We start from the raw sequence: 12,828 nt of genomic DNA, 5'->3' as shown, positions 1-12,828 counted from the left end.
TAATAAGAATTAGATGAAGATTACCTTCTCCGCATTCATTAACTGCTCGGCAAGACCGCCAACCCTGTCCACCCACGGCGGCATGTCGCTCTCGCCATATCCAAGAAGCTCCATGCTACCGCTGCAGACCACGATCTCTAGGTTCCCGAACTCCTTGCCGAGTGCGACCATCTCCTCAAGCCCCTTGACACTGCCCTTCTCAATCCCCCTCCTGATCACATCGTTCTTTCTCTCATCTCCACACTCCACCCTGTCCTTAACCACGGTGTCTATCGCCCAGTATGTCAGAAAGACCTTCACCTTCTCTCCAACCGCAGAGTACGTTGTCGCGATGCTGAACGCGTGGTAAATCCTGTCCCACTCCCCGCTGTGCACGATTATGGATATCATGCTATCACCTCGCTAAAACCCCTCCTCTCCAACAAAAGGATTTTCCATCTCCGCTATCGCCTCGAGCACCTCGTCCCTTATGAACACGCACTCGATGCCCTCAAGCAGGCATTTCCTGACATAGGTTCCGCTGAACTCTCTCGCGTCATGGGGGCAGAGGCTCTTGCTTATAACCCCGCACCTCTCGCAGAAGTGGAACTCCTTGAAGAACAGGGGCTTTATTTTGAGATCGTCATGCTCCTTCAGCATCTCGTGCGCGTCGTATGGCCCGTAAAAGTTCCCGACTCCCGCGTGGTCTCTCCCGACTATGAAGTGGGTCGCTCCGAAGTTCTGTCTGACTATTGCATGCAGAACTGCCTCTCGTGGGCCAGCGTACCTCATCTCTGTCTTCCATATGCCGAGAAACGTGTTCTCCCTCCTGTAGTAGTTCTCGATCAGCACCTGATAAGCCTTTATTATCGCCTCGTCTCTGAAGTCACCCTTCTTTTTCCTGCCTATCACCGGGTTTATGAACAGACCAACGCTCCCGCCAGTGTAGGCCTCGACGGCCATCATCGCCGACTTCTGAACGTACTCGTGCCCAACATGAGGGGCGTTTCTCGTCTGAAACGCGACAACGTAGTCCCACTTTCTGAAAATCTCCCTCGTTACCTCGGGAGGGAAAAAGTGATCGTCAAATCTTTTGTCCGCAAACTCGACGAACCACACCCTCCCTCCGGCGAGCACCTCACCCATCTCCATCGTCCTTCTGACCCCGGGATGCTCAGTATCCTCTGTGCCGAACACGCATCTCGCGTACTCCCTTCTGTCGAACCTGTAGACCTCCTCCACCTCCATGATCCCGACGATAGTTCCCCTGTGAGTCAGAGCGTAGCTCTCGCCCTCCTGAAGGTTCAGATCGAGGACGATCGGAATCGTCCAGCTGAGCCCGTTTGAAAGCCTCCTTTCCCACAGAACGCTTTCGAAGTCCTCGGAGCACATGAAGCCATCGAGGGGGCTGTATATCCCGAGCCCTATGTTTTCCACATCCAGTGCCCTCTCCCTGTCAATCTCCACCTTCTCAAGCTCTCCTGCCTCCTCCCTGAGCCTCTCATCCGCCACTCTCTTCACAAGCCTTCCGCCGTGGGGCTCGATCACCTTCTCACCCTGATCCGCATCTCGTCCACAACATTCCCCTCAAAAAACACCTGATAGACGACATCCTTCCCATCCTCGAAGGCGAGCAGTTCGTACCTCTGATCACCAATGTGGGGTGGCAGTCTGAGCCTTATAGCCCCAGCAGGACACTCTTTTATGCAGGCGCAGCAGTGCCAGCACTTGTCAGCGTATCTCAGCTCCGGGTAGTCATCAATGGCTATTGCAAGGCTCGGGCAGATCTTCTCACACTTGCCGCACTTGATGCATGCATCATAGTCAAAGACGATCACACGTAATCCCTCCTGAAAGCGAACCCTTGCCCGTCATACTTCGAGACCAGCATGTAGTTCGAGCTGCTAAGCTCCGGATAGTCGCTCCTCATCTGGAACGGCGGCATCTTCGTCTCTCTCCTCTCTATCATGTGGTGGAGCATTGCCCTCGCGACAACAAGCCTGTCCCTCGTTTCGAAAACTCTCACAGCCTCACCACCAATGTCGAGACCGAGGAGGTGCTCTATCTCCCTGAGCGCGGCTCTTGCAGAGGCCTCGTTGTATATGTAGTACCTCGATATGCCTCCAGCATAGTGGTCGAGGACAAACTGCATTCTCTCTTCCGCATCCTTCCACGAATAATCACCAAACTCCACATTGATCTCCTGGGGTCTGAAGTCGTTGGCCCTCGATACCCTGCCTGCGCTCCTCGCGGCTATAATTCCTTCAGCGAGAGCTCCGCCCACATGCTTCAGCGGCACGCCTCCAGCAGCATCTCCCGCGGCATAGAGGTAGCTGAGAGAGGTCATCCTGCCTTCATCAACCCATATGCCGGCAACGGTGTGGGAGCCGGATATGTAGGGCTCGCAGGGCATGACCTCGAGCATATCCCTTGAGAAATCCAGCCCCCTCGCGACAACGAACAGGTAAAACATCGGCCATGCGTTGAGATACAGCTTTATCAGCTTCTCCTTCTGCTCATCGTTCAGACCCCGTGTGTCTATGTAAACGGGGAACCTGCCCTCCAGATACTCCCTCGACGGAGCGTATGCTCTGATGGCTATCGGAGCGGTCTCACCTCCAAACTCCTCGTATCTCGTCTTCATGAACTCCTCGCCCTCGGAGTTCTTCAGCGGTGCTTTGAACCCCACGGCGGTGACCCCTATGGGGCTGTTCACGTCCTTGATTCGAGGTGGGATGAACCTGAACTCGAGCCCCTCCATCTCAGCCCCAGCCCTTATTGCCAGCGAGTACCCGGTGCCGGCGTTTGAGGGAGGGTACCATGGGACGGTGTAAGCCCTGTAAAGCCCGCTCGCTCCTCCGGTTGCTATGAGCACGGCCTTTGCCCTTACGAAAAACACCTCCTCGCTTCTCAGGTCGAAAACATAAACTCCGTGCACCTCGTTACCTTCAACCGCAAGCTCCAGCGCGTATACCCTCTCGATTATGTTCTCCGCCGACTCGACTGCAATGTCCGCGAGTATTGGCTTTATGTGCTCCCCGTAGATCCTCATCCCGAACCTGCCCTGCCTCTCGTGGAGAACGGGTAAACCATAGTCCTCGAGTACGCTGACCGCATACCGCGTTTCCCTGATAAGGGTCAGGGCGAGGTCTTTCCTCGCAAGGCCCATCCCCTGAAACTTCACGAACTCGTAGTAGTCCTCGGGATCATCTCCCTCGTGCAGATAGGAGTAGATGGCATTGACGCCCGGGGCAAGGCACCCGCTCCTCCTCAGTCTCGCCTTATCTATGATCACCGTCTCAAGACCGAGCTTTCTTGCCTCGTAGCTTGCCATGCACCCTGCCGTGCCGCCGCCTATTACTGCCAGATCGGTGTTGATCACTTCCATATCCTGATCCTCCAGTGGTCACCCTCCTTGGCTGTTTCCACCTGATACCCCTTCTTTTTCAGGACAAGCGGAAGATCCCTTGCCGACGGTGGATTGTCGGTTATCACCTCAAGGACAGCATCCCCAACCTTCTTCAGCGCGAGTTCGGTGAATATCTGGGGGAACGGGCACGTGTTTCCCCTGACATCCAGCTCGTACGTGTTCTCCCCAACCTGCTTGAGCTTAAGCTCCATTTCTCATCTCCTCCAGCAGCCTTTCAAACTCCCTCACGAGCTCATCCCCGTGCAGACCCTCCTTCACGACCTTCGCCATCCTGAGACTGGCGAAATCTCCACCGGCAAGCAGGTCATAACCCTGAACCACCCCGTTTTTTGTTCTGACAGGCCTGCCGACCAGTCCTATCTCTCCAACGTGGTGGCAGCCGCACGCGTTCCTGCATCCGGATATGTGTATTCTCAGATCCTTCACCCCCTTCCTCTCGCACACCTCCACAAGCCTCTCAAGCAGCTCCTTTGCGTGCGGTTCGCTCGTCCTCCCGCAGAAGTTGGAGGCACAGGCTATTGACGAGTAGTAGAGCCTGCCCTCTTTCAGATCGAACTTCTTTGAAAGGTCGTTTTTCAGCCTTTCCACATCGTCGACGTCCACAAATGTGACGTTCTGCTCCGGAGTGAGCCTGACCTCACCATCTGCGTGCTTGTCGGCCATCTCGGCTATGAATTCAAGCTTGTCTGCCGACAGCACGCCTCCAAGCACGGGAAGGGTGTAGTATTGCAGACCATTGGTCTGAACTCCCGAGCCGTTGTGGTCACACTGTGAGGGTGCTGCGACATCAATGCGCTCAAGAGGGCCGACTCTGCTCTCAATCTCCTCTCTGAGCCTGTCCAGACCCCACTCTGACACGAGGTTCTTGAATCTCGCCTTTGCCTTGCTCTCTCTGCTTGAGTGATCCCTGTGTATCTCCACAACCGCCTTCACGAACTCAAAGGTCTTGCTCTCCGGCACGAACACGCCGAGGCTCTTTGCGAGGGTTGGACCGGGATGGCTCGCGCCAATGCTCCCTCCAACAAACGGAACGAACCCCCTCTCTCCGTTGTACTCAATGCCAAACATTCCGAGGTCGTTTATCCCGAGCCTCACACAGTCCCCACCGCATCCTGAAAAGGCTATCTTGAACTTTCTTGGCAGGTCAAGGTAGTCGGGATTCCCCGTGAAGAAGTCGGTTAGCCTTACCGCATGCTCCGCAACGTCAAAGTCGTTTATCTTCCCGCTCAGCGGGCACGCGATTATGTTCCTCACATCCCCAAAGCAGGCACCGCTGAACCCCTGTCCGCACATGTCCGTGAAGTATCCTATCTCGTAGAGCTTTCCGAATATCTCGAGGGACTTCTCCGGATCAATCCAGTGGAGCTGGATGCTCTGCCTGTCCGTGATTTCTGCGTATCCCCTCCCGTACTCCCTCGAAAGTTCCGCAACCCTCCTCAACCTCTCGGAATCAATCTGGCCGGCGGGAACCTTTATCCTGAGGAAGTGGAGAGAGCCGTTACCGTTATCCCTGCCGAGGGAGTACCTTCCCACGAACTTCGAGATATCGCCTATGTCAATGCTTATCTCCATAGCAATTCACCCCATGAGGATGTATGAACACCTTTTGGAATTACGCTATTTAAATTTAACGCCGTTAATTATTAATATCCCGCCCATCCACTAAACGGCGTTAAAGGTGGGATCAGATGTACGAGGTTCTGGGCCTGATAGTGGGGTTCCTTGTGGGCCTGACCGGAATAGGTGGGGGGGCACTGATGACCCCCGCCCTTCTGATGCTCGGGGTGGGGATAGAGAGGGCTGTGGGCACCGACTTGGCCTACGCGTTTACCGTCAAGTCATTCTCCTCCCTACTCCACAAGCGGGGGAGCAACTTCGATATACGTTTGTTCTACACCACCGCTCCCCCGGGCGTCGCAGGGGTGCTGCTTGGATACTTCATGCTCAGAGACAAGCTTGTGGACAGCACCGCTCTCGTGATCATACTTGGGGCTGTGCTCTTCACCGTTTCGATTCTAATGATCTACAGCGGCCTGAGGCACAGGGTCAAGGCAGAGTGCTTTGCGTGCGAGAAATACTGCGAGAGTTTTCACGAGTCAGACTCGAGGTGGTGGGCGATAGCCTGCGTCGCGTTTGCTGTCGGCGTGCTCGTTCAGCTCACCTCGGTTGGCAGTGGAACGCTGATGACGTTCGCGATACTGAACCTGACGAACCTCAGGCCGAACAGGGTTGTGGGGACAGATCTGGTGACGTCTACAGTGCTATCAGGTGTGGCGCTGCTATCTCACGGCAGTCTCGGGAATGTTGACACGCAGTTGGCCGCAAGGTTGATAATTCCCGGACTTGTAGGTGCCTATGCAGGCTACTGCACGTCCAAGAGGTGCTCGCCCGGCGTGCTCAAGATGGCGATATCTGCGTGCATAGCCCTCGCATCCCTGACGCTCATAGCGGGTAAAGTTTAAATAACTAAACGGTGTTAACCATGGGGATGGATCTCAACCGCTACCACCCGAACAACCTGAAGAGAGTATCGAGCGGAATGATAAACGTCCACCCGATACAGAGAGGGGGGATTCTGACTGAGGAGGCCAGAAGAGTTCTGCTTGAGTGGGCTGATGGCTACTCCGTCTGTGACGTGTGCCTTGAGGGCAGAGTTGATCTGGTGAAGAACCCGCCCATAGACGAGTTCAAGCAGGACGTTGCAGAGTTCCTCGGAATGGATACCGCAAGGTTTACCGCTGGTGCGAGGCACGCGAAGTTCGCGATCATGTCAGCGTTCAAAAACGGCACGCTCGTCCTCGACTCCCTCGCCCACTACACGTCATACATTGCGGCAGAGCTGAACGGAATCAGGGTTTACGAGGTGCCCAACTCGGGCTATCCGGACTTCAGGATAGATCCTGAGGGCTATGCCACAACCTTCGAGAGGGTGAAGGAGGAGACGGGGAGGTACCCGGATCTGGCGCTGCTCACCCACGTGGACTACAGGTACGGGAACCTTGCAGACGCGAGGAAGGTCGGAAAGATCTGCGAGGAATACGAGGTTTCGCTCGTTCTGAACACGGCCTACACATCCGGAATAATGGAGGTTGACGGAAAGAAGCTCAGGGCAAGCTTCATCGTGGGCAGCGGGCACAAGAGCTGGGCGGCCACGGCACCAATTGGCATCCTCGCCACAAACTACGAGCTCGCGGACAGTGTCTTCAGAACGTCCAAGCTTAGGGGTGACTGGAGCGGAAGGGCGTTCACGAAGAAGGAGCTTGCCCTGTTCGGATGCTCACCTGTCTACGGATTGCCGGTTATGACCCTCATGGCCTCGTTCCCGAGAGTTGTGGAGAGGGTGAAGAGGTGGGATGAGGAAGTGGAGAAGGCAAGGTGGTTTGTCAGGGAGATGGAGAAGATAGAGGGGGTCGAGCTAATAGGCGAGAGGCCCAAGAACCACACGCTGATGCACTTCGAATCTCCAGCCTTCCACCACATCGCGAAGAAGCACAGGAAGAGGGGGTACTTCCTCTACCACGAGCTCAAGAAGAGAAAGGTCTTCGGGGTGCAGGCGGGAATGACCAAGAACTTCAAGCTCAACACCTACGGGCTTAGCTGGGAGGAGCTCGAGAAGGTCGCGTGGGCATTTAAGGACATAGCCGAGAAGTACGGGGTGGAGGTGGAAGATTGAGCTTCAGGAGGCACTTCGAGATTCATCTCTCACCCGTGGCTGTCAGATTCAGCGATGAGGAGGTTAAGGGAAGCGAGGGCGAGTACAGGTTCTGTGAGGCCGTCAGGCTGGTTGCCGAGAAGGGGGAAAGGATTGTCGTGGACGAGTTCAACCTGACGTGCGCCGGGGCACTGGTGTCGCTCCGCTTTATAACGGAGGATGGCGTGGATGAGACTAAAGCAATAGTGCTCGAGCCCTACGAGGGACAGGAGTGCGATGTTGTGCTGGTGGTAACAACGCCTGACAGGGTGATGAGCATCTCCTCATTTTACAAAAAGCTCTTCGACGAGGAGCTGAGAGCAGTGTTCTCTGGAGAGACTGCCGTCTGTGAGGAGGCAACGGCACTCGTCAGGGAAGAGCGGAAGCCAAACGTCTCGTTCCTCTGCCCCGGAGCGAGAGAGTTTGGAGGATACAGGAGAGATGAAGTCGTCATAGGCTTCCCCCACGATGTGTTCAGGAGGATCGAGCTCGCCATAAAGAGGCAGGAGATCAAGTCGCTCTGCGGGTGCCTCATGGATGACCTGCCAAAGGAGCTGATAGAGAGGTTCGAGAGCATGGGTTTCGACAAGGCCACGGACCACTTCATGGGCTTTGTCAATGGCAAGAGCGTTAAGCTGTACGTCTTCAAGGGGGACTCCAACTCTCTTGGCGTTTTCACATCCGTCAAGTTCAGGAGCGAGAAGGAGGCTGAGAGGGTTGCTGAGAGGTACAGCGGTAACTACGTAGCCATACCAAGAGAAAACTGGGTCGAGCTCAGCGGAATTGTTGATATTGACGTCTTCAAAGACTACAGGAGACCGGACTTCGAAGAGATAATAAACGGCGAGGTCGAAAGGCTTGTTGAGGAGGCAAGAAGGCTGAAAAAGCTGCGTGATGAGGCATGAGGGTTTACGTCGTCCACTACTCGGAAATAGCCCTCAAGGGCAAGAACAGGAGGTACTTCGAGGAGAGGCTCGTTGAGAACCTTAGGAGGAAGATCAGAAAGATAGAGGACTGCAGGATCAGGAGAGAATACGGGAGAATTGTGGTTGAAAGCGAGAATCCTGCCATTTCTGAGGTTCTCAGGAAGACCCCGGGGGTCAAGTACTCCGCCCTCGCCGAGGTTGCCGAGCTTGACGTGGAGAGCATATGCGAGAGGGCATTGAAGATAGCCCCGGACGCCGGCACATTCAAGGTTGATACGAGGAGGAGCAACAAGGACTTCCCGCTCACCTCCATCGAGATTAACAGAATTGTCGGGGAGAGGATTCTGAAGGCCAAAAAGCTGAGAGTTGATCTCCACAACCCGGACAAAATCATTTACGTCGAGATCTCAAGCAAGCACGCCTACGTCTACTCCGAAAGGATTGAGGGGATTGGCGGGCTGCCTGTCGGTGTTTCAGGCAGGGTCGTCTCCCTGATCTCGGGTGGTATTGACAGCCCCGTTGCCTCGTTTCTCGCGATGAAAAGGGGGGCTGAAGTCGTCCTCGTCCACTTCTTCAACTCCACCATCCACTCCCAGAGCGTGAGGAAGAAGATACACGATCTCGCTGAAAAGCTCTCCGAGGTTCACAGGGTCAGGCTCTACATGGTTCCGTTCAGGGACGTTCAGATGGAGATCATCCGCTGCATACCCTCCGATTACAGGATGGTTGTATACAGGAGGAGCATGATGCGGATGGCGTCGCTCATCGCGGAAAGGGAGGGGGCCAAGGCCATCGTCACCGGAGACTCCCTCGGTCAGGTGGCCTCGCAAACTCTGCAGAACCTCCGCACGATCTACGCCGCCAGCAATTACCCGGTTCTCACCCCGCTCATAGGGCTCGACAAGGATGAGATAGTCGAAATTGCGAGGAGGATAGGAACGTACGACATCTCGACCCTCCCGTACGAGGACTGCTGCTCTCTGCTCGTTTCGAAGCACCCCATCACCAGTGCCAAGCTGGATGAAGTGGAGAGGATGGAGGAGAACTGCCAGCTGAGGGAGAAAGAGGCGGTTGAGAGCGCCGAGGTTATTGAGTTTGGTTAGTGCGTTTATGGTAACAATAGCGAAAGGGATAAATATTTAACGGCGTTAAACTTGTTAGATGAAGGTGAGAAAGAGCGTCGACTGCATAGGGATGTTCTGCCCCACGCCCCTGTTCGAGGCGAGAAAGGCGGTTGAGGAGGTTGAAGTTGGCGAGATTGTCGAGGTGCTTGCAGACGATCCATCAGCGAAGAAGGACATCCCGGAGTGGGCCGAGAGGGCAGGACACGAGGTTGTGGATGTAAAGGAGGATGATGGTGTGTTCATCATAAAAATCAGGAGAGGTGTGTGATCATGCCCTATCTCGACTACGTGGCCGGTGCGCCAGTGGATGAGAGGGTTGTGGAGGCGATGCTTCCCTACTTTAAGCATCCGGGGAACCCGTCATCTGTCCACTCAAAGGGTTTTGAGGCGAGGAACGCGATAGAGGACGCGAGAACCAAGGTTGCGAGCCTCATAAATGCAGACAGCTCTGAGATCGTGTTCACGAGCGGAGCTACAGAGTCGAACAACCTCGCAATTATTGGCTACGCGATGAGGAACAAGAACAGGGGGAAGCACATAGTCGTGAGCGCGATAGAGCACATCTCCATAATAAACGCGGCCAAGTTCCTGATGAAGAACGGGTTCGAGGTCGATTACGCGCCCGTAGATGGCCACGGCAAAGTTAAGCTGAACGAGCTCGAGAGCATCATCAGGGATGACACGATCCTCGTCTCCGTTCAGCACGCAAATCCCGAGATAGGGACGATCCAGAACATCGAGGAGATCAGGGATGTGGTCGACTGCGCCCTGCACGTGGATGCCACGGCGAGCCTCGGGAAGATTGAGGTGGACGTGCAGAAGCTCGGGGCGGATTTGGTAACGCTTTCATCAAACGACATATACGGGCCGAGAGGCGTGGGAGCGCTGTACATCAGAAAGGGGGTCAGGGTAAACCCGCTCATCCTCGGAGGAGGGCAGGAAAGGGGTCTCAGAGGTGGGACTGAGAGCGTCGCCGGAATCGTCGGGTTCGGTAAGGCTGCCGAGATTGCAGAGAAGGAGTGGAGGGATGAGGCTGAGAGGCTGAGGGTTCTCAGGGACAGGCTGGCCGAGGGACTTTTAAGGATCGAGGACACGTTCCTGAACGGGCATCCAGAGGATAGGCTGCCCAACAACGTCAGCGTCAGGTTCAGCTACATAGAGGGTGAGTCAATACTGCTCAGCATGGACATGGAGGGTATTCAGGCCTCAACTGGATCTGCATGCACATCAAAGACCCTCCAGCCCTCGCACGTTCTCATGGCGATCGGCCTGAAGCATGAAGAGGCTCATGGAAGCGTGGTCTTCAGCCTTGGCAGGTGGAGCAGCGAGGAGGATGTCAGCTACGTGCTCGAAAAGCTCCCGGGGATAGTGGAGCGGCTCAGGATGATGTCACCGCTTTACATGAAAAGGAAGAAGGGAGGTGAGTGATGTGTACAGCGAGAAGGTTCTCGAGCACTTCAGGAATCCGAGGAATGTTGGGGTTATAGAGGACGCCGATGGCGTTGGAACGGTCGGAAATCCCGTCTGCGGAGATCTCATGACCATGTACATCAAGGTGGAGGACGACAGGATTGTTGACATAAAGTTCCAGACATTTGGCTGTGGTGCTGCAATAGCGACGAGCAGCATGGCGACGGAGCTTGCGAAGGGTAAGACCCTCGAGGAGGCGCTCAAGATAACTAAGCAGACTGTGGCTGAAGCGCTTGGCGGTCTGCCACCCCAGAAGATGCACTGCTCAAACCTTGCGGCAGATGCTCTAAAGCGCGCCATAGCCGATTACCTCAAGAAGGCGGGCAGGATCGAAGACCTGAAGAGGCTCGGGCTCGACAACCTGCCTGAAGAGGACGAGCACGACGATCACGGCGAGCTCTGCCCCATGTGAGCCTTTATATACTTGCGCGACAATTCTGGATCATGACTCCGGAGGAGATTCTCGAGAAGGCGAAGCAGCTCGAAGCTGAGGCGATACGCACCTACATGGAGCTGAAGGAGGGTGCTGACGCCGAGACTTCTGAGCTCCTCGACTTCCTCATAGCTCAGGAGAGGGAGCACCTCCACATGATAAACGACAGGCTGAAGGCTCTTAGGATTCTCAGAAAATGAGTGGAATGAGGAACATCGCCAGAATCGTCAGTACGAGCACCATCGTGGAAATCGCGAACTTTCTCCCCAGCCTTCCCTCGCTCAGGTACTCCCCTATCACCTCGGTGTAGAAGACCACAACAGCAGAGAGCGTTGCGAGGAGGGTGAACGTGGCCCACTTCGAGTAGTTTGAGAGGCCGACGTACTTGTCCCATATGCCCATTGAGTAGTAGAACACGGCCACGAACTCGATTATCGCCGCTGCCGCCTGAAGGGACGATGTTCTCCTCTGGAGCTCCAGATTCTCTCCCCTGTGCAGCATCTCGAGCCTGAGATGGACTGTCTCGAGCGCATCCCTCACGCCGTTGAGAGTCTGCTCAAAGCTCGTCTCGTAGTACTTCAGGCTCTCCAGCTCAAATGCAAGCTCGTCAATCCACTCCGAGAGAAGGCCGTCAAGCGACCTCGAGATCTTTCTCGCCTTGAGTATTGCCAGCCCTATCTCCTCGTTCTCGTCCTTGAACGTCATGTACGAGGAGAAGAACCTGGCCTTTAGCGAGGAGAGCTCGAGGGCTAAGTTTTCGAGCGCCGAGATCTCCATCTTCCCGGCACCCTCGAGTATCCTCACCGTGTCAGATATTATCGCCGTCTCGTCTCTCGTCAGGTGCTCTGCCCTCAGCCTCGAGTCCTTCGCCAGAATCCTTGCTGTTGTAATTTCGCAGAGCAGTGCGATGAGGTGGCCGTAAACGAGATCCTCATCGAAGCTCCCCTCGAGGAGAATCGTGTCTCCTCTCGTCTCGTACCTCCCACCTGCAAACTCCCTTTTCAGGTTCGTGCCGGCCTCCACAGCATACCTTGCCACCGGCTCCCTGTTGGGCCTGAGCGATCTTGTGACGACCACCACATATCTCTCATACCTCGCAACAACCGTGTCCATGCCCTCAGTTACAGCCATCACCTCCACCTCACCGAACCTCCTGAAGGAGTGGGTGAGCCCCGAAATCTCCCTGACAACGTCCTCGAGCTCCTCAGAATGGAAAAGGAGGTACTCCACAGATCACCTCTGAGCGGAAATATAAAGAGTTTGCGTGCCCGCTAAATCCCGCGACATATTTATCCATCCTGTCGAAACGCTGTTACATGAGGCATGCGAAGCTCTTTCTCGCTCTGATGGTGGTTGCTGCTGCCCTGCTGGCTGGCTGTTCATCGCAGCAGTCTCAGGTCTTCAAGACCATAAGCCCCGACGAGGCCTACAAGCTCATTCAGGAGAATGCCAACAACCCGGACTTCGTCATAATCGACATCCGCACACCTCAGGAGTACAAGGCCGGTCACATTCCAAAGGCCATAAACATTGACTACTACTCCCCGACGTTCAAGGAGGAGCTGAACAAGCTCGACAAGAGCAAGACGTACCTGATCTACTGCAGGACAGGCCACAGGACGGGCAACACAATGCCCATAATGAAGGAGCTCGGGTTCCAGAAGGTCTACGAGATCAGGGGTGGGATAACCGCGTGGGCGAGCAAGGGGTATCCTGTTGTGAAGTAAATCGAGTTGTTGCCTCTCTTCGCGATCCCAACAAACCTCCATCCCCTG

16 protein-coding genes are annotated in these 12,828 nt (G+C 55.3%); 9 read left to right on the top strand and 7 right to left on the bottom strand.

The features are described from left to right. Window positions 1-9: 9 nt before the first annotated feature. Genes GAH_RS10225 through GAH_RS10200 form a run of 6 tightly spaced genes read right to left on the bottom strand, consistent with a single transcriptional unit; the run spans window position 10 to window position 4,981 of the window. Window positions 10-390: a DsrE family protein gene (locus GAH_RS10225; protein WP_048096578.1), complete on the bottom strand. Its 381-nt coding sequence runs from the start codon at window positions 388-390 to the stop codon at window positions 10-12. Window positions 391-402: 12 nt separating this feature from the next. Then, on the bottom strand, window positions 403-1,527 hold the full coding sequence (gene sat / locus GAH_RS10220; RefSeq protein WP_048096576.1) for a sulfate adenylyltransferase: 1,125 nt from the start codon (window positions 1,525-1,527) through the stop codon (window positions 403-405). Further along, on the bottom strand, window positions 1,524-1,817 hold the full coding sequence (locus tag GAH_RS10215) for a 4Fe-4S binding protein (protein WP_048096574.1): 294 nt from the start codon (window positions 1,815-1,817) through the stop codon (window positions 1,524-1,526). The genes sat and GAH_RS10215 overlap by 4 nt, the downstream gene beginning before the upstream one ends. Next, a complete protein-coding gene (locus tag GAH_RS10210; protein ID WP_048096572.1) occupies window positions 1,814-3,367 on the bottom strand; it encodes an FAD-binding protein in 1,554 nt (517 codons plus the stop codon). The genes GAH_RS10215 and GAH_RS10210 overlap by 4 nt, the downstream gene beginning before the upstream one ends. Then, window positions 3,358-3,600 carry a sulfurtransferase TusA family protein gene (locus GAH_RS10205; RefSeq protein WP_048096570.1) on the bottom strand — a complete coding sequence of 81 codons (243 nt, stop codon included), beginning with the start codon at window positions 3,598-3,600 and terminating at the stop codon, window positions 3,358-3,360. The genes GAH_RS10210 and GAH_RS10205 overlap by 10 nt, the downstream gene beginning before the upstream one ends. After that, complete coding sequence (locus GAH_RS10200; protein ID WP_048096568.1) at window positions 3,590-4,981, bottom strand: nitrite/sulfite reductase; 1,392 nt, start codon at window positions 4,979-4,981, stop codon at window positions 3,590-3,592. Before GAH_RS10200 ends, GAH_RS10205 begins: the two co-directional genes overlap by 11 nt. A 116-nt stretch (window positions 4,982-5,097) precedes the next feature. On the opposite strand from GAH_RS10200, the gene GAH_RS10195 reads away from it, so the two are divergent. The 8 genes from GAH_RS10195 to GAH_RS10160 are packed head-to-tail and all read left to right on the top strand — an operon-like array spanning window position 5,098 to window position 11,253. Beyond that, entirely contained in the window at window positions 5,098-5,871 is a 774-nt protein-coding gene (locus GAH_RS10195; RefSeq protein ID WP_052747855.1) for a sulfite exporter TauE/SafE family protein, read from the top strand. Between the two features lie 26 nt (window positions 5,872-5,897). After that, window positions 5,898-7,082, top strand: coding sequence for an O-phospho-L-seryl-tRNA:Cys-tRNA synthase (pscS, locus tag GAH_RS10190; RefSeq protein ID WP_048096567.1), 1,185 nt, complete (start codon window positions 5,898-5,900; stop codon window positions 7,080-7,082). Further along, on the top strand, window positions 7,079-8,005 hold the full coding sequence (locus GAH_RS10185) for a DUF169 domain-containing protein (RefSeq protein ID WP_048096566.1): 927 nt from the start codon (window positions 7,079-7,081) through the stop codon (window positions 8,003-8,005). Before pscS ends, GAH_RS10185 begins: the two co-directional genes overlap by 4 nt. Beyond that, window positions 8,002-9,129 carry a tRNA uracil 4-sulfurtransferase ThiI gene (thiI, locus tag GAH_RS10180; protein WP_048096565.1) on the top strand — a complete coding sequence of 376 codons (1,128 nt, stop codon included), beginning with the start codon at window positions 8,002-8,004 and terminating at the stop codon, window positions 9,127-9,129. The genes GAH_RS10185 and thiI overlap by 4 nt, the downstream gene beginning before the upstream one ends. A 58-nt stretch (window positions 9,130-9,187) precedes the next feature. After that, entirely contained in the window at window positions 9,188-9,418 is a 231-nt protein-coding gene (locus GAH_RS10175) for a sulfurtransferase TusA family protein (protein ID WP_048096564.1), read from the top strand. 2 nt (window positions 9,419-9,420) lie between these two features. Further along, on the top strand, window positions 9,421-10,578 hold the full coding sequence (locus GAH_RS10170) for a cysteine desulfurase family protein (RefSeq protein ID WP_048096563.1): 1,158 nt from the start codon (window positions 9,421-9,423) through the stop codon (window positions 10,576-10,578). Between the two features lies 1 nt (window position 10,579). After that, the gene (gene nifU, locus GAH_RS10165; protein WP_048096561.1) at window positions 10,580-11,032 is read left to right on the top strand and encodes a Fe-S cluster assembly scaffold protein NifU; all 453 of its coding nucleotides are present in this window, start codon (window positions 10,580-10,582) and stop codon (window positions 11,030-11,032) included. 32 nt (window positions 11,033-11,064) lie between these two features. Next, on the top strand, window positions 11,065-11,253 hold the full coding sequence (locus GAH_RS10160) for a ferritin family protein (RefSeq protein WP_048096559.1): 189 nt from the start codon (window positions 11,065-11,067) through the stop codon (window positions 11,251-11,253). On the opposite strand, the gene GAH_RS10155 is transcribed toward GAH_RS10160, so the two are convergent. Beyond that, complete coding sequence (locus GAH_RS10155) at window positions 11,243-12,283, bottom strand: hypothetical protein (RefSeq protein WP_052747854.1); 1,041 nt, start codon at window positions 12,281-12,283, stop codon at window positions 11,243-11,245. The genes GAH_RS10160 and GAH_RS10155 overlap by 11 nt on opposite strands. 86 nt (window positions 12,284-12,369) lie before the next feature. Here GAH_RS10155 and GAH_RS10150 point away from each other — a divergent pair, with 86 nt between their 5' ends. Then, a complete protein-coding gene (locus GAH_RS10150) occupies window positions 12,370-12,780 on the top strand; it encodes a rhodanese-like domain-containing protein (protein ID WP_048096557.1) in 411 nt (136 codons plus the stop codon). Window positions 12,781-12,828: the final 48 nt, after the last annotated feature.

This window comes from Geoglobus ahangari (assembly GCF_001006045.1).
GTDB classification, from domain to species: Archaea; Halobacteriota; Archaeoglobi; order Archaeoglobales; family Archaeoglobaceae; genus Geoglobus; species Geoglobus ahangari.
The sequence above is the reverse complement of the archived record's forward strand: the minus strand, read 5'-3'. Positions and strand labels throughout refer to the sequence as shown.